This window comes from Kordiimonas aestuarii, assembly GCF_025574465.1.
Classification (GTDB): domain Bacteria; phylum Pseudomonadota; class Alphaproteobacteria; order Sphingomonadales; family Kordiimonadaceae; genus Kordiimonas; species Kordiimonas aestuarii.
In genome coordinates, this window is record NZ_JAOBPP010000019.1 from 34,550 (window position 1) to 56,896 (window position 22,347).

A 22,347-nucleotide genomic window follows, 5' to 3' on the forward strand; every position below is an offset into this window, starting at 1 on the left:
AAGGAAGTCGGTGTGAGCACAGTCCGGGTACATGATACGCAGCAGGCTGCCGGTTTCTGGGCGCGCAACCGCAATGTGATCTTTTTGATGATCGCGCAAGCTTGTTTCCTGTCCTGCAGCATGACGATGGTGACATTTGCAGGTCTCGCTGGTGAAGTTCTGGCCACAAACAAGGCGCTGGCGACACTGCCCATGTCGCTGTCCATTGTCTCAACCGCCGTTTCCACCGGTCCGATGTCGATGCTGATGCAGTGGCGGTCGCGCAGGTTTGGCTTCAGGCTTGGTGCGCTTGTGGGCATTCTGGCCGCATCAATTGCGGCCTACGGTGTTTATTCCGGCAGTTTTCTTGCCCTATGTATCGGCACGGTGAGTATTGGTCCCTTTCAGGCCAGTGCCCAATATTACCGCTTTGCCGCCGCTGAGAGCGTGGTACCCTCACGCGCCCCACGGGCGATTTCGCTTGTGCTGGTTGGCGGGCTTCTGGGTGCGTTGTTGGCGCCAAGCCTCACGCGGTGGTTTAATGAAGTCTTCCTGCCGGTCAATATGATGGGTGCATTTGTCTTCGCCGGGGTTGTTGTCGCCTTTATATTGCTGCCAACTACGCTTATGCGGCCGCTTGAAAAACCGTTTGTCGCTGAAGGCGAGATGGAGGCTGAACCGGACGTGGGCCGACCAATACGTGAGATAGCCCGCAATCCTGCCTTCATTGTAGCGGTGTTAAACGGTGCCCTCGGCTATGCGATGATGAGCTTTGTCATGACCGCCACGCCGCTTGCCATGAAAGCCTGTGGCCTGATAGGCCAAAGTATTGATGTCATCCAGGGGCACGTGATTGCCATGTTTCTGCCCAGCCTTTTCACCGGCTCGCTTATACAGCGTATTGGCCTGCTGCCGGTTATGCTTATGGGGCACGCCTGCTTCGCCGTTGCCTTCATCACAGCGCTAAGTGGTATCGAGATTGGTCATTTCTCCCTGGCATTAATCGCGCTTGGGGTTGGCTGGAACTTTTGTTTTGTGGGTGGCACCACCTTGCTGACCCGTGTTCACACGGACGCGGAGAAGGGTCGCGTGCAGGGCCTGAACGAATTTCTCGTCTTCGGCACCACTGCCGCGGCGTCCCTCTCGGCTGGTGTCATTCTGCAGGCCTTTGGATGGCGGCTTGTCAATCAGTCCGCATTCGTTATGTTGGTGATCGCTGCTGGCGCCACTATTATCTGGGGGCTGAGCACGGCCCGCAAGCCTGTAGCCCATTAAAGTCCGAGTATAGGAAACCTGTATGCTGATCGTTCTGTCACCTGCAAAGAAGCTTGATTTTGAAAGTGAAAACATGGCACCGGGAACGGATGTGCCGCGCATGCTTGACCAGGCGGAAATGCTGGCGAAGAAGGCGAAGCGGCTCAGGGCTGCTGACCTCAAGGCCATGATGGGCATCTCTGACGTGCTGGCGGAGCTGAATGTGGCGCGGTTCAAGGCGTTTGAAACACCTTTTACGCCTGCGAATGCGCGCCCGGCTATCGATGCCTTCAAGGGGGATGTCTATATTGGCATGGACACCCCAAGCATGAGCGAGGAAGACCGTGCGTTTGCCAACGCCCATGTGCGTATTCTCTCCGGTCTCTATGGGATGCTGAAGCCGCTGGACCTGATGCAGGCATACCGGCTTGAGATGGGCACCAAATTTGTCACCCGCCGCGGTAAAGATCTTTACACCTTCTGGGGGGACCGCATCTCAAAAGCGCTGAACGAAGATTTCGCGGATGATGCGGATCCGGTCCTTGTGAACCTGGCCTCGAATGAGTATTTCCGGGCGGTAAAGCTGAAGGCGTTGAAGGCCAAAGTCATCACGCCAAGTTTCAGGGAAATCAAGGACGGCAAGGCGCGGGTGATCTCCTTCCTTGCCAAAAAGGCGCGCGGCATGATGGCACGCTACGCCATCGATAACCGGATCAATGATGTGGAAGCGCTTAAAGCCTTTGACCTTGAGGGGTACCGCTATGATGAAGAGTCATCTACGGCGACTGAATGGGTCTTTTCACGTCCCCAGCCCTGAAGTAATTTGCAGGATCAGGCAAGCATATAGCAGCATCCGGTAAACAGAAGTTGTTTCGACACAGCGCTCCCTCGCGCTATACTTCCTGACACACTGTCAGGACAAGTGAGGGGAAGACCAATGGACTTCAAGATTAATGGCCGTGCCATCAGCTATGATGGCGACGGTGAAATGCCGCTGCTTTGGTATCTGCGTGACCTTGCGGGCATGACCGGCACCAAATTTGGTTGTGGCGCGGGGCTGTGCGGTGCCTGCACGGTGCATGTGGATGGCATGGCTGTGCGCTCCTGCCAGACATGGATGGACGATGTCGAAGGCACGGAAGTGACCACCATCGAGGGCCTTGGCACCGGTGACATGCTGCATGCCCTGCAAATTGCGTGGGCGGAGAACAACGTGCCACAATGCGGCTACTGCCAGTCGGGCCAGATCATGCAGGCCGCATCCTTGCTTGCCGATAACCCAAACCCCACGGATGAAGACATCGACATGGCCATGTCGGGTAACATCTGTCGGTGCGGTACATACCAGCGCATTAAAAAATCCATTCGCGACGTTGCGGACGGCAAAATCAAGGGAGGCAAGCTATGACCCATATGGTCGAAAATGTTTCCCGCCGGGGTGTATTGAAGGGCGCTGGCATCATAGGTGGCCTTGTGCTGACAGCTCCCCTGGTCTCCAAAGGCCTGATGGCTGCAATCAAAAAAGCCTCCGGTCAGCTGGAGGCGAGCAATTATCTTTCCATCAGCGAAGATGGTACGGTGAATATCTATATCCACCGGGTTGAGATGGGGCAGGGTAGCCGCACAGGCCTGCCGCAGATCATTGCTGACGAACTCGACGCAGACTGGAGCCGCATTAACTTTGTTGCGGCCTTTGGTGACCAGAAGTTTGGCGACCAGAACACCGACGGTTCCACTTCGATCCGCAAGTTTTATGACACCTTCCGCCATGCGGGTGCTGCTGCCCGTATGATGCTGGAGCAGGCCGCCGCTGAAAAGTGGGGTGTGTCGGCTGATCAGGTCATGGCGAAAGAACACCGCATCCACAACAAGGCGACGGGCAAGTCCGCGGACTATAGCGAATTTGTCGCGGCTGCTGCTGAACTGCCGGTGCCGGACGCGACGAAGGTGAGCTACAAGGCCAAGGCGGACCGCCGTTATATCGGCAAGTCCGTACGCAATATCTATATGAAGGATTTTGTGACTGGCTCCAGCCAGTTTGGTCAGGATGTGCGCCGTGAGGGCATGCTGTATGCCGTCGCGAAACGCCCGCCTGTCGTAGGCGGCAAGCTTACCGGCTACAACAAGGAAGCGGCGATGGCCGTGAAGGGCGTTGTGGACGTGGTTGAGCTACCGGTATTTGAAAAACCGATCATGTTCAAACCGCTGGGTGGTTTGGCTGTGCTTGCAACCAATACCTATGCCGCAAAAAAGGGCCTTGAAGCAGCAGCGCCCGAGTTTGAGGCGGGTGATAATGGAGGCTATGACACCGCGGAGTATGAAAAGATCCTGTGGCAGGCCATAGATGGTGAAGATGTCAACCATCTCAAGCGGGGGGACGTAGACACCGCGCTGGCGAACGCCGTGACGGTCGTTGAGGCGGATTATTTTGTCCCACACCTGCACCATGCGCCGATGGAGCCGCCTGCCGCGACGGCAGAATGGCAGGGCGATACGCTCAGGATGTGGGTATGTTGTCAGGATCCGCAGTCGGTACAAGATACCGTGGCACCCTACGTTGGGCTGAAGCCTGTACAGATTCATGTGGAAGCCACGCTGCTGGGCGGTGCCTTTGGCCGCAAATCGAAGCCTGACTTCGCCGCGGAAGCCGCCATCCTTGCCAAACATGCGGGCAAGCCCGTGAAAATGGTCTGGACGCGTGAAGACGATATGCAGCACAGTTATTATCACACGATCTCGGCCCAGAGGGTGAAGGGCGCGCTGGACGTGGACGGCAGGGTTACAGCATGGAAGCACAAAACGGCATTCCCATCAATCTTCGAGATATTTGATCCACGCACAGAAGGCCCTGTAGCGATGGAGATGGGGCTCGGCCTGCTGGATATCCCGTTTGAGACGCCAAACCTGCAGGTGGATGCGGGTAAGGCACGCGGCCATGTACGCATTGGCTGGATGCGGTCTGTGACCAATATCCAGCACGCGTTTGCGCTTGGGTCTTTTGTTGACGAACTTGCCCATGCAGGCGGCAAGCGAACTGATGATATGTGGCTTGAGCTGATTGGCTCTGACCGCATGATCGATCCGGCCAAGGACGGTGCTGACTATTCCAACTATGGTGAAACGCTCGACCGGCACCCGGTTGATACCGCACGCCTCAAGGCCGTGCTTAAAAAAGCCGTTGAGATGTCCGGCTACGGCAAGGAAATGCCAAAAGGCCATGGCCTCGGCATCTCGGTTCACCGCAGCTTTGTGACCTATGTCGCTAATGTGGTGGAAGTGGTTGTTGGCGACGACGGTCGTTTGTCTGTGCCGCGCGCCTGGGTGGCGGCGGACTGTGGCTTGGCCGTGAACCCTGACAGGGTGAAAGCACAGATGGAGGGAGCCGTTGTGTTTGGCACATCGATTGCGCTGCATGGTGAGATTACCGCCAAGGACGGCCGGATCGAGCAAAGTAACTTCGACGGGTACCCTGTGTGCCGGATTGAGGAAAGCCCCCATGTTGAGGTGGCGATCCTTGAAACCACCGGTGTGCCGGGCGGCGTGGGTGAACCGGGTGTGCCGCCTGTGGCACCTGCGATTACCAACGCGATTTTTGCCGCCACAGGCAACCGCATCCGTCGTTTGCCGATTGGCCACCAGATGACAGCTTGATACGTAGCTTTAAAAAAAGAAGAAAGGCGGCCCCGGGGAACAGGGCCGCCTTTTTTATAGCCTGTGAAGTTTACCGCCTAGAAGCGGAAAGCAACACCAACGCTTGGCACAACTGTGTCGTCGCCATAGACGTTTGCTTTTACGCGCAGCGAAACATTGTCGCCGACGGCGCGCTCATAGCCTGCAATAAAGCTGATGTCATCACCGGTTACGGAATAACCAGCCGCAGACGCCTTGGCTTTAACATACCCGACGCCACCGAAAATAAGGTCGCGTTTCTCAGCGCCGAATGCATAACCAACGGTGCCATTTACTGTCCAGATATGGTCCAGATAGGTGATGTCGGCCGTGCCGAAGGTGCCTTCAACGCCAACAACAAAATTGTTGTCGAGCTGTTTGCGGTAGCCGCCTACGGCGCCGTAGTAAATGTCATCCGCACCGTCGCTGATGGTGTGGCCAAATTCACCGCCGAGGTAAAAGCCGTCAAAGTGTTTTTCGTCTTGTGCGTTCGCTGCACCGGCAACAAGCAGGGTAGCAGCAATCGTCGCTGTCAGAATGGTCTTTTTCATTTTCTGTATCCTCGTGATTGGTTTTTAAAACGCCGGTCTTCGCCGGTCGCCGGGGATACATAGTGCTTCGGAAAAAGAAGTCAATCGTCTTTGATGTATTTATTTAACTTATTGAAATGTGTTGCTTTTTTGTTACATCCAAGGCGTGCGGTCGGTCGCGAGGGTGTGTAATATGCGGTCACGCCAGCGCATGGCGGCCTCGTGTGGGATATACGGTACACTCACCTTATGGCCTGCCAATTTCACCACCAAGGTAGCAAGGCCTTTCCGGCGCTGGCCGGGGGATCGCTTTATCTTCACACCTTGCGCCTTGTAGATCGGGAAAATGACAATTTTGTGGCCAAAAACACCCTGCCTGACGGCAATGTGCTGGCCATCAGTCCAGTAGCCGTGCTTCGCGTAATTCATGCGCAGGAGCGGGTAGATAATAACCGGGACAAGCGTGAGCAGGAGAAACCACGCTGTCGCCGCCAAGCCAGCCAGAAGGATGGCGATGACCGTGGCAGGTGTCAGGAAATCCAGCCAGAACAGCCGCTTGAGATAAAGTTTGTCGATCGGCGCAAAGGTTACGGTCTGCCACGCCATGTCTGGATAAAGGGTTGCCACCAGCGCGGAGATTTGATCATGCCTCATGCTGGGGACAATAAACTTGGCTTGTTTAACATGTGTTTCCCCCTGATCGAACGCAGGGGAGAAGCCGATTTGCATCAGGGTAATGTGGCTGCGGTACAGGAGGCGCGCGGGCCAGGGTTGATTGATCTTCAGTGCCTGAATTTTACTCGCGGGCAAGCTGGTGTCGGAGCGTTCAAACAATCCCTTCAGGCGGTGAAAACGGCCGTCCGAAAAACTCAGGCGATAGTCGTAATAAATGACAATGGCGCCAATCACGGACCCAAGCAGCAACATAGCCAGCATAAGAATGGCGATGCCGGCAAACAAGCCGATAACCGCCCCGGTACTGTGCGATGAGATAAACGCTTCGGGCACTGAAAGCCAGTCCTTGATATAGCCGCTAACGTCTTCGTCGATCTGGCTGATCGCACCGGCGGCCAGGCCCGCAAATACCCAGACATTATTGTTGCTCAGCCCATAGCGCACCAACTCGGCGACCGGGTGATGCAGCAACGGTATTTCGCTGTGCTTTTCCGTATTGGTGGGCGCGGGTTCCGTACTTTCCGCCTGCATGGGGGCTTTCGGGTCGGACAGAACACTTCGGCGCAAGCTTTCAGCAAGGCGTCGGTCAATCCCGGCGAGGCTGACTTCCTCCGTCACGGAGCCCGCGCTTTCAAGCGCCATGTTTACCAGCCCGAAGGGGCGGAAGTAAACCGGTTCCTTAAGCGCTATATTCTGGATGCGGTCGAACGAAAGTGTCAGGCGTTTCTTCTGGATTACCCCTTTGTGGATCAGGAAGGCATTTTTATTAATACGAAAACGGAAGTTCAGGTAACTGAGGACCGAGGCAACGAGCAGCAAGAGCATGGCTGCGCCTACAATGGCGATAATGATGGGCAGGCGATTATCGCCGCCGGAGAAAATGAAAATACCACCGAAAATCGCGGCGTTTTGCACCCCGTGTTTGGCAAACCCCATGATGAATTTCAACACAAAATAGATAATGGAAACCGGCGACAGGCGCTGCCATTCGCTGACAAGGCTGTCCGGAACCGTTTGCTCGGCGTTGGTATCAGTCATCGCTATGGTCTGCCCCGGCCTTTTCAAGAATAAAGGCCCTGAGCCGTGTCGCGTCCTCGTCCTTGAGGGACGGGATGGTCAGGTCTGCGCTGCCGCCGCCCGCAGCGAAAAACTTGAGGGTGGAAAGGCCATATATACGTTCGAGCGGCCCGCGCTCCACTTCCACATGCTGTATCCGGTTGAAGGGTAGGGAGGTCTCTGACCGCCAGATGATGCCGTGCCTGTAGTGCACATCCTGCGCGCGCACCGCGTATCCACAGTGAGCCGCTGACCGGCGTGTCAGGACTATGATGAAGGGCAGTGGGATAAGCGGCAGCAGATACAGAAATTCACCCGGAAACAGGGGGCTTTCGATCCCCAGCAGCGTTTTGACAACCGTCCAGACTATTGATACTGCGGCCCAGATGGCGAGGCCAATGATCATCAGGATGGTGGCGCGGTGAGCGTCAAGAGCCTCAAATTCAAGGGTTTCACTCTGCGGCAGATCGCTGTTTCTCGGCATCTCGGTGCTGAAATCGGTGTCTGGCATGCCGGTCCCCCTCAAAGCTTGATTTATTTCCCCGTCTTGTGTGAAGGCAGGGCTTGAACGCCTTTCCCATAGTTGGGTATAAGGCGGGCGTATCGCAAGGGCGGCAGATCATTGCTTGCCCGTTACCTGAACGAAGGGCAATCATGGCGCCACCAATTCTCAGCCTCAAGGAAATTAATCTGCATTGGGGTGCCAACCCCATATTGGATGCCCTTGAAATGCATATCGGCACGACTGACAGGCTGTGCCTTGTCGGGCGCAATGGCACTGGCAAATCCACGCTGATGAAGGTGATCGCGGGTATTATCGAGCCCGACGGCGGCGAACGATGGGTCCAGCCCGGTAGCCGCATCGCCTACCTGCCGCAGGAGCCAGATGCCTCGGGCTACCATACGCTGAAGGATTACATTCTGGGTGGGTTGCCAGAAGACGAGCGCGACCAGGATTACCGCGCCGATGTGCTGATCGAAGACCTTGATATTAACGGTACCGCCTCGCCCGGCACCGCGTCAGGCGGGGAGATGCGCCGCGCCGCGCTTGCGCGCACCTTGATCGGCGAGCCGGAACTGTTGCTGCTTGATGAGCCAACCAACCACCTTGATATCAACACCATCCAGTGGCTTGAAGCCTTCCTCAAGGGCTGGCGTGGCGCCATGGTGCTGATCAGCCACGACCGCGCCTTTCTGGCTAATCTGGCAACCGCCTGCCTGTGGCTTGACCGGGGTCGTGTACGCCGTCTTGATGACGGTTTCGCCAAATTTGAGGAATGGCAGGACAAGGTTTATGCCGAGGAAGCTGACGCACTTAAAAAACTGGACAAGGTGATCAAGGAGGAAACTCGCTGGTCGGTTGAGGGTATCAGCGCCCGCCGGACAAGGAATCAGGGCCGTCTGCGGCGGCTCTATGACATGCGCAAGGAGCGCCGCAACACCGTGCAGGCCGCAGGGCAGGTCAATATCTCGCTCGCTGGGGCTGACCGTTCCGGCACCCGGGTCATCGAAGCCAGGGGCATTGCCAAAAGCTTTGACGGTCGCCCTCTGTTTGAAGGTTTTGATATTCGTATCAACCGGGGTGACCGTATCGGCATCATTGGCCCCAACGGCGTGGGCAAATCCACCCTGCTCAAGGTGTTGACCGGCGAACTGGCACCAGACGCGGGCAGCATCAAGCTTGGCACCAACCTGGAAAGCATCCTGATTGACCAGAAGCGCGCGGCGCTCAGGGAAGATATGACGGTGATCGATGTGCTGACAGGTGGCCGCGGCGACTGGGTGTTCGTGGGCGGCGAAAGTAAACATGTCATGAGCTACCTCAAGGACTTCCTGTTTGACCCCTCGGTCGCGCACACCCCCGTGCATGCGCTGTCGGGCGGGGAGCGTAACCGCCTTCTGATCGCCGCCAATTTTGCCAAGCCGTCCAACCTTATGGTCCTTGATGAGCCGACAAACGACCTTGATATGGACACGCTTGACCTGTTGCAGGAAGTGCTGGCTGACTATAAGGGTACCATCCTGCTTGTCAGCCACGACCGGGATTTCCTCGACCGCGTGGTTACCAGTTCGATCGTCATGGAAGGCGACGGCAATGCGACAGAATATCCAGGCGGCTATTCTGACTACAGGGCGCTGAAAGCACTGGCTGAAAAGGACGCGGAACCGGTACGGACCGAAAAACCGAAATCCAATGTCAGCAATATCGCCGACGCACCAAAGAAAAAGGCCAGCAAGCTTTCCTACAAGGACCAACGGGAGCTGGACCAGATTCCGGCAGAAGTGGAAACGCTGTCGATGAAAATTTCCGATATGGAGGCAGAGCTGTCAGACCCTGACCTGTATGCGAAGAACCCGAACCGGTTCGCGTCGCTTTCCAAGGAACTGGAGACCTTGCGCGACACAGTGGACGAAAAGGAAATGCGCTGGCTGGAGCTTGAAGAACTCAGGGAAAGTCTGGGGCAATAGGGCTTCGTTCAGACAGAACTATAGATCCTTGAGTTCAGTGCCAAGGTCTTTTTCCAACAGGCATATATTGCGAAGGTTGGCCTTGAAGCCAAGGTCGAATATGTCGCCGATCAACGGTATGGAGCCGATAACCCAGTCGAGCACCAGGTTTCCAAGCATCTTGGCGATTGTCGTTTTGCTGACCCCCAAACGCCACGCTTCAAGGATGATATAGGCGGCCATGATGGCGGTGACAGTATCGCCCGCGCCGGGAATGAGGCCAAGAATGCTATCAAGCCCGAAGCGAACCCCGAGTACAGGCAGTCGAAACTGGTTGTCGAGCAGGCGAGCGAGACGGTAAATCCGTCGCGCCCGTTGCTTATCGGTTGCATTAAGGCGGTTGTGGCCTGTTTCCTCCATAATGCCTGCCTCCTTCTTAGCCTAGTTTGCAAAGCCGATGTATTCACCGAAATGCACGGTAAACACAAGTATGGCGGCCGCGAGCGCGAACAGCTTTATGAGAAGCGGTGTCACAAATTTCACCCACTGCACATAAGGGATCTTCCCCAGCGCAAGTGTGCCGACAACAAGCGCGCTGGTGGGGACCACCATATTGGTGAAACCGTCGCCGAACTGGTAGGCAAGAACCGCTGTTTGCTGGGAAACACCCGTAAGGTCCGCCAGCGGCGACATGATGGGCATGGTGACAAAGGCCTGTCCGCTGCCGGACGGAATGAAAAAATTGGTGATGGTCTGCACCAGAAGCATGCCAAGGGCGGAAACGTCTGGGCCTGTTCCGTCAAGCATGGAGGCGATGGCATTGATGATGGTATCAATGATCATGCCGTCTGTCAGCACTACCTCGATGGTGCGGGCGAAGCCTATCAAAAGCGCGGCTGCCGTCATTTCAGCGGCACCCGCAATGAATGTCTTGGCGGCATCATTTGGGTCCATGCGGGCGATGACGGCTGTCAGCACACCGATGGCGAGGAAGATGGTAATCAGTTCAAGGATATACCAGCCCCAGTTCTGCGCGCCATAGACAAAGAAGACAATGCCTGCGGTGAAAACACCAAGGATGAGTTTCCGTTGCCATGTGAACGACACATCTTCGGGGATGCTGAACCCTTCGCTATAGTCAACATGGGCAACAAGGCTTTTGCTTGGGTTTTCTGCGATCTTTTTGGCGTAGGCGTAGATGTGCTGGAAGGCGACCAGCAGGCACAGCAGGAAAATGACGATGCGGAAACCCAGGCCGGATGTTGGCGGCAGGCCAGCAATGTCTTGGGCGATCAGCACACCGAAGGGGTTGGTGCCTGCCGTTGCCCAGCCGACGCCATAACTGGCCCACAGGATGCCCATCGCCACAATGCTGTCGAGTTTCATGGCAAGGCACATGGTCACCAGAATGGGGATGAGCGGCATATATTCCTCCCCCATACCGATGGTGAAGGCGCCAAGGCCAAAAAGCAACAGGGTGCCGCCAATCAGGATGCCAGGGCTTGAGCTAAAGGTACGCACGGCGCGAAACAGGATCGCATCAATCGCGCCGGATGCCCGCAACAGCGCGATGACACCGCCAACAAGAAAGACAAGGAAGATGATTTCCTGCGCGCTTTCAAGGCCGCGCGGGATGGCGGAAAGGAAGTGCCACGGTTCAAGCGCGGGCGCGTCCGGGGCGGCGGTGAAGCTGCCGGGCAACACCATTTCCCGGTGGCTGTCAAACGGCGCGGGCGCACGCTCGAAGGTGCCTGACGGAATGACGTAAGACAGTATCTGCGCAACGATAATCAGCGAAAAAATAAGAACGAGGGAATCCGGGAACCAGCCCTTCTTCTTCGGCGTACCCTCGTCGGCGGTGCCTGTCGCCATAAAATAGCCTCCCCATGACTGAATTATTATATTTGAAAACAATATTGGCAGCTATGCTGTCCGTTGTCACGCATCACCGCAGAAGTCGAAAGGGTTTGAAATGAAAATAGCTCGATTGGGAAGTATCGGTTTGCTGGCACTCGCGGCAACCACGGCAAACGCTGATACCTGTGTGCCTGGCCTGCCGGAGGCGCATGCCAACAATGCGGTCGCTGCGTCAATGTCAGATGGCAAGGCTGCCTTGTTCAGCTTCGCCGGTTTGAAGGCGGGCAAAACGTGGCGGGATACATCCCGCGCGGCTTATATGTTCAAGGCGGGCGACACGGGTTGGACCAGGCTGCCCGACCTGCCGGTGGAGGGTGGCAGGCTGGCGGCAACGGCGGAAGCCGTAGGTGGCAAGGCTTACATCTTTGGTGGCTACAGTGTGGCGGAGGATGGCAGCGAGGTTTCCAGAGCCGAGAATTTTGTCTTTGACCCGGCGTCAGGGGAATACAGCCGTATCGCCGATATGCCAAACCCGGTCGATGACGCGGTCAGCTTTGTCTATGACGCACGCTATATCTATATCGTCTCGGGGTGGCACAATGAGGGTAATGTGCGTGATGTGCAGGTGTATGACACCACCGAGGACCGGTGGTTCAACGCAAGTGATTACCCAGGCAGCCCCGTATTTGGCCATGCCGGTGGGATTGTTGGCAATCGCTTCGTGATCGCGGACGGCGTCGCTGTCGTGGGCGAGAGCGAAGACGGCAAACGCCAGTTCGGTACCGTCAATGAAGGCTGGATGGGTATCATTGATGAAAATGACCCCTCAACCATCACCTATCGTCGGTTGCCGCAACTGCCGGGTCGCGGCCATTACCGCATGGGTGGTGAAGGCGATGCGGAAGGTAACCGTGTGCTCTTCGTCGGCGGGACGCCCAACGCCTATAACTATAACGGCATTGGCTACAACGGCGAGCCGTCAAAACCGCAGAAACATGTGTTCGCATGGGATTTCACAAAGGATAACTGGGTGGCGTACGAGGACAAGCCGATCGCCAGCATGGACCACCGGGGCCTCGTGAAGTGGCATGGTGACTGGATCACCATTGGCGGCCTCGTGGAGGGGCGGGCTGTGACAGGTGAAGTGACTTCGGTTGCAGGCAAGGTTACCGTATGTGAGCAAACCTCAGGTCACTAAAGCCCGACATCCCAGCAGTCCTTGACTGTTACGCCCTTGATCCAGACGTCGGACCAGCGTGCCTTTTTCTCGTCCGCCGACAGGGCCTTGGGTGACACGCTGGTGGGCGGCGGGAAGCTGGAACGGTCACTGAGCGCCCGCACATTAACGGCAGCGCGGCGTTCGCCGTCTACGTCGCAGGTCACGCATGTGAGCACACCACAGCGCTGGCACAGCCAGAAGCGCGCGGACTTTGATCCTTGCTCAAACAGGTTGATCGCAGCCTCGTTCTGGATTTCGATTTCAAGGTGTGCGTCCGGGTCTGATACCCAGGAGGCACCGTGGCCGGTGCAAAAGTCGCAGTCACACGCACGCGGTGTCAGCAGGTCTGGTGCTTTCTCTGTGTCCAGTCGAACACTGATGTTGCCGCAATAACAGCCACCTTCCAATCGTTGCACGCCATTCTCCTGCCATTCGTTTACCAATCGCGCGCAGCTTGGCACAAGAAAGCCGTTCTTTGTAGCGGTAAAATGCCAACTTCCCCCTGTTCAAGCGCTTTAAATCTGTTAATAAGAGGGCCAACTGACGCCGGGGCCTTCGCGCCTTTGTGCGGCATTCAAGACGAAAACAACAATTTTAAGGATAAGCTGCAGAGGGTAACCATGGCAGGCCATTCCAAGTTCAAGAATATCATGCACCGCAAAGGTGCGCAGGATAAAAAACGATCCAAAATCTTCTCCAAGCTCAGCCGTGAGATCACGGTTGCGGCCAAAATGGGTGGTGAGGACATTGACAGTAACCCAAGGCTTCGCCTCGCTGTATCTACGGCGCGGGCCCAGTCCATGCCGAAAGACAATATCGAGCGTGCGATTGCCAAAGCATCGGGCGGTGACGCTGAAAACTATGATGAAATGCGCTATGAGGGTTATGCCTCGGGCGGCGTTGGTATCATCGTTGAAGCGTTGACCGATAACCGCAACCGCACGGCTTCTGACGTTCGCAGTATCTTTGGCAAGGCTGGCGGCAACATGGGCGAAAGCGGCTCTGTTGGCTTCATGTTCGACCGTGTCGGCGAAATCATCTTCCCGGCAGATGCGGCGGGCGCGGACGAGATGTTCGAAGCTGCCCTTGAAGCGGGCGCGGATGAAGTGGAGTCAGACGAGGACGGCCACGCCATTTACACCGACGCGGCTGAATTGCACGCTGTCGTGTCCGCGCTGACAGAAGCGCTGGGCAAGGAACCGGAAAGCGCCAAGCTTATCTGGAAGCCGAAGGAGCCGATTGTGCTGGACAAGGACGGCGCCGAAAAGGTGATGCGCCTGACCGAAGCGCTTGAGGACAACGACGACGTTCAGACCGTCTTCGGGAACTATGATATCCCCGACGATGTGTTGGCCGAGCTTGACGCTGAATAAGCCATAAGCCACAACAAAGGCCTGCCCGGTTTGATCCTCGGGCGGGCCTTTATTTTTATCGAGTGTTTTTATCGAGAGGGGACGGCGCATCATGCGGCTGTTGGGGCTTGATCCAGGTTTGCAGAAAACCGGTTGGGGCATTGTCGAAAGTGTAGGCACAAACTTGCGCCACATCGCCAATGGCACCGTGACATCCAACAGCAAGATGAGCCTGGCCGAGCGCCTTGTGGAGCTGGCCGAAGGGCTGGAAACCGTGATTGCAGAGTGGCAGCCTGGATCTTGCGCGGTGGAAGAAACCTTCGTCAATAAAAACCCCACTTCCACGCTCAAGCTTGGGCAGGCGCGGGGGATCGCGCTCCTTATTCCGGCTCGCGCGGGGTTGAGCGTTGCAGAATATACGCCCAACCATGTGAAAAAATCCGTCGTCGGTGTCGGCCATGCCGGTAAGGAACAGGTGGACGCCATGGTGCGTGTGCTGTTGCCGGGGGTTAAAATAAATGGTCCGGACGCCGCAGATGCACTTGCAGTTGCCATCTGCCATGCGCATCATGTGGCAACAATGAAAAACCTTGGGGGAGCATACCGTTGATTGCCAAGCTGACAGGCATTTTGGATAGCGCGGGAGACGACTGGCTGATCGTTGATGTTGGCGGTGTCGGCTACCTTGTCCACAGTTCCTCGCGCACGCTTTCCGGTCTGCCGTCGCGGGGTGAAGCCGTGCAGATGCACGTGGAAACCGTGGTGCGCGAAGACGCCATCACGCTTTTTGGCTTTGCGGACGTGGCTGAACGAAACATGTTTCGGCTGCTGACCTCCGTACAGGGTGTGGGGGCTAAGGTGGCGCTGGCTATCCTGTCTGTGTTGTCACCAACTGATTTGCAGAACGCGATTGCGGCGCAGGATAAAACGGCGGTGGCCCGTGCCAAGGGCGTTGGACCCAAGGTCGCCACACGCATCGTCAATGAGCTCAAGGACAAGGTCACCGGCCTTGTGTTCCAGCCCAAAGGCGTGCAGATGTCCGCTGGCGGTGGTGCACCGACACCAGCCAGCAGTGGCGCGATAGAGGATGCAATCTCGGCGCTTGTAAACCTTGGCTATAAGCCGGTTGAGGCGCACGGTGCGGTGGCGAAGGCTGCCAGCAACCTGGGCGAAGGCGCAGATGTTGGCGCGCTGGTGCCTGCTGCGCTGAAGGAATTGAGTAGCTTATGAGTGACGCTGAAGACAGGCTGGTAAGCGGGGCGGAAGGCACAAGCGATACGCTTGATGTGGGCCTCAGACCGCAAACGCTGAAGGAATTTATCGGCCAGGAACAGGCGCGTGAAAACCTTGAAATCTTCATCGGCGCGGCACGGCAGCGCTCTGAAGCGATGGACCATGTGCTGTTTTTTGGCCCCCCTGGCCTTGGTAAAACCACTTTGGCGCAGATCGTGGCGCGGGAACTGGGGGTAAATTTCCGCGCGACAAGCGGTCCGGTGATCTCCAAGGCCGGTGACCTCGCAGCACTTCTGACCAACTTGCAGGAACGCGACGTCCTGTTTATCGATGAGATCCACCGCCTCAACCCGGCGGTTGAAGAAGTGCTTTACCCCGCGATGGAAGATTTCCAGCTTGACCTGATCATCGGTGAAGGCCCGGCGGCGCGCTCTGTGCGCATTGACCTGCCGCCTTTCACCCTTGTGGGTGCGACCACTCGTTCGGGGCTGATCACCAAGCCGTTGCGGGATCGTTTCGGTATCCCAACGAGATTGGAGTTTTATACAACCGATGAGCTCACGGAGGTGGTGCGCCGGGGGGCACGGCTCTTGAGTCTGAACATGAGTGAAGATGGTGCCCGCGAAGTGGCGGCGCGGTCGCGTGGTACACCGCGCATCGCCGGGCGCCTCTTGCGCCGCGTGCGCGACTTCGCCCTGATGGCAGAGCGCGATGTGGTGGACGCTGTGGCGGCAGATGCCGCGCTCACGCGTTTGCAGGTCGATAACCTCGGCCTTGATACCATGGACCGTCGGTACCTGCACTGTATCGGCGTCACCTACACTGGTGGTCCGGTGGGGGTTGAAACACTGGCTGCCGCGCTGTCGGAACCGCGTGACGCAATTGAAGATATTATCGAACCCTATCTGATGCAGGTTGGGCTGGTTCAGCGCACGCCGCGTGGCCGCATGCTGTCGCCTGACGGTTGGAAGCATCTGGGGCTTACACCGCCACCCACAGGCCATGGCGGCGGACAACTGGATATGCTCGGAGGCTCAAAATGACCGGTACAATCGCCGAGGGCGACTGGAAAGACGGCATCTTTCACTTCCCGATCCGGGTCTATTATGAGGACACCGACGTGGGTGGCATGGTCTATCATGGCCGCTATGTCAGTTTTTTTGAGCGCGTGCGCACCGAAAGTATTCGGGACACTGAGGCGGATGTAAACGTGCTTTTTGACCTGCCTGAGGTAGAAGGCGGGCCACTTACCTATGTGGTTTCCAGCATCAATATAAAATACCAGCGGCAGGCCAAGGTGGGTGATGTGCTGATCGGCCATTCCATGGTCAAGCGAGTGCGGGCGGCCGCAATTGAAGTGAAACAGTGGATCACACGCAACGGCGAGATGGTCGCTGAGGCTGATCTTGTTGTCGCCATTATCGGGCTCGACGGTAAACCGAGACGCTGGCCCAATTCTGCCAGAATTTGTTGGCAGAACTGGATGGATGATGCCGCAAATGCGGGCAAAAATACGTAAGTTCTGAGGAACAGGAAGCAAGAGAGGCAGGGAGACATTGATGCAAGATCAAATCGTGCAAGGGGTGGAAGCGGTACAGCTTGGTGGCAACGCACCTGACTTTTCCATTCTTGGCATGTTCATGCAGGCCGATTTTATTGTGCAGTTTGTCATGATCATGCTGTTGACCGCGAGCCTCTGGAGCTGGTCGATCATCTTCAATACGTGGACGCGGCTCAAGGAAGCGCGCGGCAAGGCCAACGATTTTGAGGATCGCTTCTGGTCAGGCCAGTCGCTGGATGAGCTTTATACAGCGCTGAAGGGCTCCCCCAGCCATCCGCTGGCAGCGGTGTTTGTCGCCGCGATGCGGGAGTGGCAGCGCAGTCTTGGTGCCAGCACCTCGGGCCTTGATAAAGTAACGGTGCAGGACCGGGTTTATAAAGCCATGCACGTAACCACCACGCGGGAGATGGACCGGCTTGAAGGCCAGGTGGGCTATCTTGCCACCATCGGCTCCGCAGCACCCTTTGTCGGCCTGTTCGGTACCGTCTGGGGCATTATGAACAGCTTCACCTCCATCGCGACGGCAAGTGACACCTCGCTTGCGACCGTGGCGCCCGGTATTGCCGAGGCGCTTCTGGCAACCGCACTGGGGCTCGTGGCCGCGATCCCCGCTGTCATTGGCTACAACAAACTGTCGACCGACCTTGGCCGCTACGCAGGCAGGGTTGAAGGTTTCTCGGATGAGTTCGCGGCCATCCTGTCACGGCAGCTTGACGAGAGGGCCCACTGATGGGCGCGACGGTAACATCAGGCGGCCGTCCGGACGGCGCGCGCAGACGGCGGGGGCGTTACCAACCGCTGGCGGAGATTAACGTGACGCCCTTTGTGGACGTGATGCTGGTGCTCCTGATCGTCTTTATGGTCACCGCGCCCCTGCTGACGGCGGGTGTGCCGGTTGACCTGCCCAAGGCGGCGGCCAAGCCGCTGCCGCAGGACAGCAAACCGCTTGAGATATCCATCAACCATGAAGGCGCCATATTTCTTGTCGACACTGAGGTGAAGATGGAGGAACTCGTTCCACGCCTTGAGGCGATTGCAGGCGCCAGCCGTGATACCCGCATTTATATCAGGGGCGACACCAGGCTTGATTATGGACGGGTGATGGCGGTGATCGGCGCGATCAATCGGGCAGGCTATACCAAGGTTGCCTTGATCGCGGACCAGAACTGACGCCAGAATTGACGAGTGATATAAGGCATGCGTTTTAACAGTGGAAAGCTTGGCTGGGTAATGTCCGCCACCCTGCATATCGGGGTGGCGCTGGCGGCGCTTATCAGCCTGCCGCACCTTGCCAAGGAACGCAAGGCACCGCCGCCGCCGATCTCTATCGACTTTGTTGAGATCGCGCAGCAGAACAAGGTTGTGGCGCCCGAGCCTGAACCTGAAGAGGTTGAGCAGGAAAAAACGGTGGAGGAGCAGAAGCCGAATTACGCGCAGGATGAACCCGCGCCAACTGCGCCAGCCGAGGTGGTGCCGCTGCCGGAAGCTAAACCAAAACGCAAGCCCGAGCCACCAAAGCCCGAGCCCAAACCGCAGCCCAAGCCTGAGGTGACCGAACGTATGGAACTGCGCTCGCAAGTCATGCCGCAGTCCAAGCCTGACGCGCCCTCGCGCCTGAAGTCCAGCCGAATTGCCGCGCTGATCGACAAGGCCGCGAAAGAGGAACAGGAAAAGGCCAAGGTTGATGACAAAAAACAGGAAGAAAAGAAACCTGAGCCAAAGGCCGAGAAACCAAAAACGGATATGTTCGCCGGGCTTCGGGGCAAAATCGCCACAGCGACCCTGATGCAGGCATTACAACAGAAGGTGTATCGTTGCTGGAACATCCCGGCCGGGGCCAAGGGGGTGCAGAATATGCAGGTGAATGTTAGTGTGCGCCTCGCAAGTGACGGCAGTATCATCGGCCAGCCGCAATATGTGAATGCAGGCAACCTGAACGACCCGGACCGTGCGTTTTACCGTGTGTTTGCCGAAAGCGCCCGCCGCGCGGTGCAGCTTTGCGCACCATACTCGGAAGCCAGCGACTATATTCGCGAGACGGGCGAAAACGAGATAATTTTCAATTTCAACCCGAAATCATTCATGGGTGGATAAACGAGGGATAGGCATGTTGATTGGACGCATATGTGCAGTGGTTATATTGTTTGTTGCAGGGCTTTCGGGTGCTGTGCAGGCGCAACTGACCGTAGACATCAATCAGGGTACGGTGAATCCGGTGCCGATAGCCGTGCCGGAATTCGCCCCTGTTGAAGACATTGAAACGCCAACGGGCAAGCTGTCGGACATTGGTGCCAGTATCAGTCAGGTAATCACGTCGAACCTTGTTTCCACCGGGCTTTTCCGCTCAATCGACCAGAATGCCTTCATCGAAAAAATCACCGCCGCGCCCACACGCCCGCGTTTTGCGGCTTGGCGCCCTCTTGGCGTGCAGGCGCTGGTGACCGGTCGGCTTGAAATGCTGCCAAATGGCAACCTGCGGGTTGAATTCCGCCTCTGGGATGTGGTGGCGGAGGCACAGATGGAAGGCGTGGGATATACCACACCGGTTTCCAACTGGCGCCGCACCGCGCATGTGATCTCTGACCGGATCTATAGCCGCCTGACGGGTGAAGAAGGCTATTTCGACACCCGCATCGTATATATTGCGGAACAGGGCGAGCCGCTGAACCGCAAAAAACGCCTCGCGATCATGGATCAGGACGGCGCAAACCAGCAGTTCCTCACCGATGGCAGTTATCTGGTGCTGACACCACGTTTCTCGCCAAACCGGCAGGAAATCACTTTCCTCAGCTATTTCAACGACCGCCCGCGTGTGTATCTGTTTAACATCCTGTCGAACAAGTTCGAGGTGCTGGGTGACTTCCCCAACATGACCTTCTCACCGCGTTTCTCACCAGACGGCGACAATGTGGTTATGAGCCTTGCGGAAGACGGCAATTCGGACGTTTACGTCATGGACCTGCGCACACGGCGCGAGGTGCGGCTCACGGATGATCCGGGCATTGACACGTCACCAAGCTATTCCCCCGATGGCCGCAAGATTGTTTTCAACTCTGACCGGGGCGGTAGCCAACAACTCTATGTGATGGATTCCGACGGTTCCAACGTGCACCGCATCAGCTTCGGCAAGGGCCGCTACGCAACGCCTGTATGGTCGCCGCGCGGTGATCTCATCGCCTTCACCAAAATCGGCGACGGCAAGTTCCGTATTGGCGTGATGCGCCCTGATGGCTCTGGCGAACGCCTGCTCACGGACGCGTATCAGGATGAAGGGCCAACATGGTCGCCAAACGGCCGGGTGCTGATGTTCTTCCGTACGCCGCCATATAATTCCAACGGTAGTGGCGGCAAGCCAAGCCTGTGGTCGGTTGACCTCACGGGCTATAACGAACGGCAGGTGCCAACCCCGTTTGATGCCAGCGACCCGGCGTGGTCTCCGCCGCTGCCTGTCACCACCCGCTAGGGGCGGCGCAGTGCAGTACGAGGCGATCGAGCCCTTGGACAAAACCGCCGCCGGGGAGATGCTCCTCTCCGGCGATGAGGAAAAGATCGTCTACGGCCTGCTTGGTGCCGTGGAGGGAGACACAGAGTGGCGCTGGGTGCAGGATCAGTGCCTGCGCTTCGTGCACGACCCGCGTGAGAATGTCGCCCGTGTTGCCATCATGTGCCTTGGGCACCTGGCGCGGCTTGAACGCAAGCTGGACCTCGAGAAAGTGCTGCCGGTGCTGGACGCTTGTACGGCGCACGAAAACCCGGTCATTCGCGGCATAGCCGAAGACGCGAGGGGCGATATTGATATCTTTGTGAAGTAACGCGCGCCCGCGCCGCAGAAATGCGGCCTTCTTCAGTGAATGCTACGCTTTGCTAACTTATTGAATTTGCATAAAATTTTAATCAGTTAACTCATATTCAGCGAGATTCACCCGTTTCATCTCGCGCATGTAGCGCCGGGTACCCCAGGGCCACAGCGTATAAATGCGGCCGTCCTCGCCCTGATACCAGCTTTTGCAGTGCCCGGCCCAGACGGTGCCTTCAAGGTCGTGCTGTAATTTTTTATCGTAAGCGTCAGCGGCGTCGGCTCTTGCTTCCACCACCTTGGCGCCACCGGCGCGGGCTTGCCTGAGCGCATCGACGATATAGCCCACTTGCGCCTCGATCATGAGGATCACGCTATTGTGCCCAAGCCCGCTGTTTGGCCCCAACAGCATGAAATGATTGGGGAAACCCGGCATGGCAACGGTGCGGTGCGCGCGGATGCCCTCTTTCATATAGGACCGCATGTCAAGGCCGTCCTTGCCGGTGATGGTGACATCTTCCATCTGGTCCCACGGTTTGAAGCCGGTAGCATAGATGACGGTATCGACCGCGCGGTGCGTGCCGCCCGCTGTGATGCCGCTCTCGTCCATGCTGGTGATAGGGTCGGTGATCAGTTCAACATTGTCCCGCTGCAGGGCGGGGAAATAGACGTCGGAGGCGAGAATGCGCTTGCAGCCGATGGGATAATCCGGCGTCAGCTTGGCCTGCAGACTTTCGTCTTTTACCTGTTTTTCCAGATGTTTAGTGAACATTGTCGTGGCGCGGCGGGCAAAAAACCGATCGCGCCTGAAGAGCGGGAAGCGCATTTCAAACATCAGGTATATCTGCAAGCGGTGCAGTTTTTCCAACAGCGGCAAGCGGGAGAATATCCGTTTCATGCGGTCTGAATATTCCATGAAAGGCCGGGGCAGAATCCAGTTTGGTGTGCGTTGGTAAACATCGAGGTGGGCGACCTTGTCCGCAATTTCAGGGATGAGCTGGATGGCGCTGGCAGCGGTGCCGACCACCGCAACCCGCTTGCCCGCGAGGACATGCCCATGGTGCCAGGCTGCGGTGTGATAGGCGGTTCCCTTATATCGTTCCATACCCGGAATATCTGGATAACGCGGGATATGCAGGCCGCCCATGCCGCTGATGAAATAGTCGGCGCGGATTTTGTCACCATTGCCAAAGGAAAGCTGCCATCCGCCGCCGAGCCACTCTGCATGGGTCAATTTGGCACCAAAACGGATGTGGGGGCGAAGGTCGTATTTGTTGGTAACTGACTGAATATAATCCTGAATTTCGTTACCGGGGGAGAAAACCTTGCTCCAGTCCGGCTTGGGCGCGAAGGAAAAGCTGTACAGATGGCTTGGCACGTCACAGGCGACGCCGGGATAGGTATTTTCACGCCAGGTGCCGCCGACATCGTCGGCTTTCTCGAAAATGGTAAAGTTGGAAAAGCCATTTTCTTTCAAGCGAATAGCCATGCACAAGCCCGAAAGCCCGGCGCCGATAATGGCAATGGATGGCGACTTGTCCCGTTGCAGCATGTCTTCCCCTTCCATGCCCGCGATTGATATTTTTAATTGTATAGATTAAAATGTGGGTGGAAACGAAAAAGGCAAACCAGGGCGCGGGAAAAGCGCCGGAATCCTTGGTAAATACCCCAAAATCTGTGCGAGCTTTGCGCGAATTTTGTGCGGAAAAGCCCCGATT

At 57.0% G+C, this 22,347-nt stretch carries 23 protein-coding genes; 16 read left to right on the forward strand and 7 right to left on the reverse strand.

All coding sequences use genetic code 11. The annotated features are described in order from the left end of the window. Nucleotides 1–12 precede the first annotated feature (12 nt). The 4 genes from OEU85_RS07555 to OEU85_RS07570 all read left to right on the forward strand — a co-directional run bounded on the left by OEU85_RS07555 (nt 13) and on the right by OEU85_RS07570 (nt 4,884). Nucleotides 13–1,254 (forward strand): MFS transporter, encoded by a 1,242-nt coding sequence (locus OEU85_RS07555; RefSeq protein WP_262690863.1) that lies wholly within the window; start codon nt 13–15, stop codon nt 1,252–1,254. 22 nt (nt 1,255–1,276) lie between these two features. Continuing rightward, the gene (gene yaaA, locus OEU85_RS07560) at nt 1,277–2,050 is read left to right on the forward strand and encodes a peroxide stress protein YaaA (RefSeq protein WP_262690864.1); all 774 of its coding nucleotides are present in this window, start codon (nt 1,277–1,279) and stop codon (nt 2,048–2,050) included. Between the two features lie 120 nt (nt 2,051–2,170). Further along, nucleotides 2,171–2,641: a (2Fe-2S)-binding protein gene (locus tag OEU85_RS07565; RefSeq protein ID WP_262690865.1), complete on the forward strand. Its 471-nt coding sequence runs from the start codon at nt 2,171–2,173 to the stop codon at nt 2,639–2,641. Beyond that, on the forward strand, nt 2,638–4,884 hold the full coding sequence (locus OEU85_RS07570; RefSeq protein WP_262690866.1) for a xanthine dehydrogenase family protein molybdopterin-binding subunit: 2,247 nt from the start codon (nt 2,638–2,640) through the stop codon (nt 4,882–4,884). Before OEU85_RS07565 ends, OEU85_RS07570 begins: the two co-directional genes overlap by 4 nt. A gap of 77 nt (nt 4,885–4,961) precedes the next feature. Here OEU85_RS07570 and OEU85_RS07575 read toward each other — a convergent pair whose 3' ends face one another. From OEU85_RS07575 to OEU85_RS07585, 3 genes are all read right to left on the reverse strand, one after another. After that, the gene (locus OEU85_RS07575) at nt 4,962–5,453 is read right to left on the reverse strand and encodes a porin family protein (RefSeq protein ID WP_262690867.1); all 492 of its coding nucleotides are present in this window, start codon (nt 5,451–5,453) and stop codon (nt 4,962–4,964) included. Nucleotides 5,454–5,585: 132 nt separating this feature from the next. Next, nucleotides 5,586–7,145, reverse strand: a complete 1,560-nt coding sequence (locus OEU85_RS07580) for a PH domain-containing protein (protein WP_262690868.1) — start codon at nt 7,143–7,145, stop codon at nt 5,586–5,588. Continuing rightward, nucleotides 7,138–7,674, reverse strand: a complete 537-nt coding sequence (locus OEU85_RS07585) for a PH domain-containing protein (RefSeq protein WP_262690869.1) — start codon at nt 7,672–7,674, stop codon at nt 7,138–7,140. Before OEU85_RS07585 ends, OEU85_RS07580 begins: the two co-directional genes overlap by 8 nt. Nucleotides 7,675–7,817: 143 nt before the next feature. Between OEU85_RS07585 and OEU85_RS07590 the strand changes: the two genes are divergently transcribed. Next, nucleotides 7,818–9,632: an ABC-F family ATP-binding cassette domain-containing protein gene (locus tag OEU85_RS07590; RefSeq protein ID WP_262690870.1), complete on the forward strand. Its 1,815-nt coding sequence runs from the start codon at nt 7,818–7,820 to the stop codon at nt 9,630–9,632. An 18-nt stretch (nt 9,633–9,650) separates the two neighbouring features. Here OEU85_RS07590 and OEU85_RS07595 read toward each other — a convergent pair whose 3' ends face one another. Both OEU85_RS07595 and OEU85_RS07600 read right to left on the reverse strand, forming a co-directional pair. Then, on the reverse strand, nt 9,651–10,031 hold the full coding sequence (locus OEU85_RS07595) for a DUF4112 domain-containing protein (RefSeq protein WP_262690871.1): 381 nt from the start codon (nt 10,029–10,031) through the stop codon (nt 9,651–9,653). 21 nt (nt 10,032–10,052) lie between these two features. Further along, nucleotides 10,053–11,483, reverse strand: a complete 1,431-nt coding sequence (locus OEU85_RS07600) for a YfcC family protein (RefSeq protein WP_262690872.1) — start codon at nt 11,481–11,483, stop codon at nt 10,053–10,055. A gap of 100 nt (nt 11,484–11,583) precedes the next feature. Here OEU85_RS07600 and OEU85_RS07605 point away from each other — a divergent pair, with 100 nt between their 5' ends. Then, the gene (locus OEU85_RS07605) at nt 11,584–12,666 is read left to right on the forward strand and encodes a Kelch repeat-containing protein (RefSeq protein ID WP_262690873.1); all 1,083 of its coding nucleotides are present in this window, start codon (nt 11,584–11,586) and stop codon (nt 12,664–12,666) included. Here OEU85_RS07605 and OEU85_RS07610 read toward each other — a convergent pair. Then, complete coding sequence (locus OEU85_RS07610; RefSeq protein WP_262690874.1) at nt 12,663–13,103, reverse strand: GFA family protein; 441 nt, start codon at nt 13,101–13,103, stop codon at nt 12,663–12,665. The two genes, OEU85_RS07605 and OEU85_RS07610, sit on opposite strands and share 4 nt — an antisense overlap. 204 nt (nt 13,104–13,307) lie before the next feature. Between OEU85_RS07610 and OEU85_RS07615 the strand changes: the two genes are divergently transcribed. The 10 genes from OEU85_RS07615 (at nt 13,308) to OEU85_RS07660 (ending at nt 20,645) form a co-directional block, all read left to right on the forward strand. After that, entirely contained in the window at nt 13,308–14,060 is a 753-nt protein-coding gene (locus OEU85_RS07615; protein ID WP_262690875.1) for a YebC/PmpR family DNA-binding transcriptional regulator, read from the forward strand. A 91-nt stretch (nt 14,061–14,151) separates the two neighbouring features. After that, a complete protein-coding gene (ruvC, locus tag OEU85_RS07620) occupies nt 14,152–14,649 on the forward strand; it encodes a crossover junction endodeoxyribonuclease RuvC (RefSeq protein WP_262690876.1) in 498 nt (165 codons plus the stop codon). Then, nucleotides 14,646–15,269, forward strand: a complete 624-nt coding sequence (gene ruvA, locus OEU85_RS07625) for a Holliday junction branch migration protein RuvA (protein WP_262690877.1) — start codon at nt 14,646–14,648, stop codon at nt 15,267–15,269. The genes ruvC and ruvA overlap by 4 nt, the downstream gene beginning before the upstream one ends. After that, nucleotides 15,266–16,315, forward strand: a complete 1,050-nt coding sequence (gene ruvB / locus OEU85_RS07630) for a Holliday junction branch migration DNA helicase RuvB (RefSeq protein WP_262690878.1) — start codon at nt 15,266–15,268, stop codon at nt 16,313–16,315. Before ruvA ends, ruvB begins: the two co-directional genes overlap by 4 nt. Next, nucleotides 16,312–16,791: a YbgC/FadM family acyl-CoA thioesterase gene (locus OEU85_RS07635; protein WP_262690879.1), complete on the forward strand. Its 480-nt coding sequence runs from the start codon at nt 16,312–16,314 to the stop codon at nt 16,789–16,791. The genes ruvB and OEU85_RS07635 overlap by 4 nt, the downstream gene beginning before the upstream one ends. Nucleotides 16,792–16,831: 40 nt before the next feature. Beyond that, on the forward strand, nt 16,832–17,563 hold the full coding sequence (gene tolQ, locus OEU85_RS07640; RefSeq protein ID WP_262690880.1) for a protein TolQ: 732 nt from the start codon (nt 16,832–16,834) through the stop codon (nt 17,561–17,563). Next, nucleotides 17,563–18,003: a protein TolR gene (gene tolR, locus OEU85_RS07645; protein WP_262690881.1), complete on the forward strand. Its 441-nt coding sequence runs from the start codon at nt 17,563–17,565 to the stop codon at nt 18,001–18,003. Before tolQ ends, tolR begins: the two co-directional genes overlap by 1 nt. A 27-nt stretch (nt 18,004–18,030) precedes the next feature. Continuing rightward, nucleotides 18,031–18,927, forward strand: a complete 897-nt coding sequence (locus OEU85_RS07650) for a hypothetical protein (protein WP_262690882.1) — start codon at nt 18,031–18,033, stop codon at nt 18,925–18,927. Nucleotides 18,928–18,940: 13 nt separating this feature from the next. Continuing rightward, nucleotides 18,941–20,296 (forward strand): Tol-Pal system beta propeller repeat protein TolB, encoded by a 1,356-nt coding sequence (gene tolB / locus OEU85_RS07655; protein ID WP_262690883.1) that lies wholly within the window; start codon nt 18,941–18,943, stop codon nt 20,294–20,296. Between the two features lie 10 nt (nt 20,297–20,306). Further along, entirely contained in the window at nt 20,307–20,645 is a 339-nt protein-coding gene (locus tag OEU85_RS07660) for a hypothetical protein (protein WP_262690884.1), read from the forward strand. A 78-nt stretch (nt 20,646–20,723) separates the two neighbouring features. On the opposite strand, the gene OEU85_RS07665 is transcribed toward OEU85_RS07660, so the two are convergent. Further along, entirely contained in the window at nt 20,724–22,181 is a 1,458-nt protein-coding gene (locus OEU85_RS07665) for a flavin-containing monooxygenase (protein WP_262690885.1), read from the reverse strand. Nucleotides 22,182–22,347: the final 166 nt, after the last annotated feature.

Coding starts and splice junctions, on each gene's coding strand:
- yaaA (WP_262690864.1), top strand. CDS start 1,277: ATGCTGATCGTTCTGTCACCTGCAAAGAAGCTTGATTTTGAAAGTGAA.
- OEU85_RS07565 (WP_262690865.1), top strand. CDS start 2,171: ATGGACTTCAAGATTAATGGCCGTGCCATCAGCTATGATGGCGACGGT.
- OEU85_RS07570 (WP_262690866.1), top strand. CDS start 2,638: ATGACCCATATGGTCGAAAATGTTTCCCGCCGGGGTGTATTGAAGGGC.
- OEU85_RS07575 (WP_262690867.1), bottom strand. CDS start 5,453: ATGAAAAAGACCATTCTGACAGCGACGATTGCTGCTACCCTGCTTGTT.
- OEU85_RS07580 (WP_262690868.1), bottom strand. CDS start 7,145: ATGACTGATACCAACGCCGAGCAAACGGTTCCGGACAGCCTTGTCAGC.
- OEU85_RS07585 (WP_262690869.1), bottom strand. CDS start 7,674: ATGCCAGACACCGATTTCAGCACCGAGATGCCGAGAAACAGCGATCTG.
- OEU85_RS07590 (WP_262690870.1), top strand. CDS start 7,818: ATGGCGCCACCAATTCTCAGCCTCAAGGAAATTAATCTGCATTGGGGT.
- OEU85_RS07595 (WP_262690871.1), bottom strand. CDS start 10,031: ATGGAGGAAACAGGCCACAACCGCCTTAATGCAACCGATAAGCAACGG.
- OEU85_RS07600 (WP_262690872.1), bottom strand. CDS start 11,483: ATGGCGACAGGCACCGCCGACGAGGGTACGCCGAAGAAGAAGGGCTGG.
- OEU85_RS07605 (WP_262690873.1), top strand. CDS start 11,584: ATGAAAATAGCTCGATTGGGAAGTATCGGTTTGCTGGCACTCGCGGCA.
- OEU85_RS07615 (WP_262690875.1), top strand. CDS start 13,308: ATGGCAGGCCATTCCAAGTTCAAGAATATCATGCACCGCAAAGGTGCG.
- ruvC (WP_262690876.1), top strand. CDS start 14,152: ATGCGGCTGTTGGGGCTTGATCCAGGTTTGCAGAAAACCGGTTGGGGC.
- ruvB (WP_262690878.1), top strand. CDS start 15,266: ATGAGTGACGCTGAAGACAGGCTGGTAAGCGGGGCGGAAGGCACAAGC.
- OEU85_RS07635 (WP_262690879.1), top strand. CDS start 16,312: ATGACCGGTACAATCGCCGAGGGCGACTGGAAAGACGGCATCTTTCAC.
- tolQ (WP_262690880.1), top strand. CDS start 16,832: ATGCAAGATCAAATCGTGCAAGGGGTGGAAGCGGTACAGCTTGGTGGC.
- tolR (WP_262690881.1), top strand. CDS start 17,563: ATGGGCGCGACGGTAACATCAGGCGGCCGTCCGGACGGCGCGCGCAGA.
- OEU85_RS07650 (WP_262690882.1), top strand. CDS start 18,031: ATGCGTTTTAACAGTGGAAAGCTTGGCTGGGTAATGTCCGCCACCCTG.
- tolB (WP_262690883.1), top strand. CDS start 18,941: ATGTTGATTGGACGCATATGTGCAGTGGTTATATTGTTTGTTGCAGGG.
- OEU85_RS07665 (WP_262690885.1), bottom strand. CDS start 22,181: ATGCTGCAACGGGACAAGTCGCCATCCATTGCCATTATCGGCGCCGGG.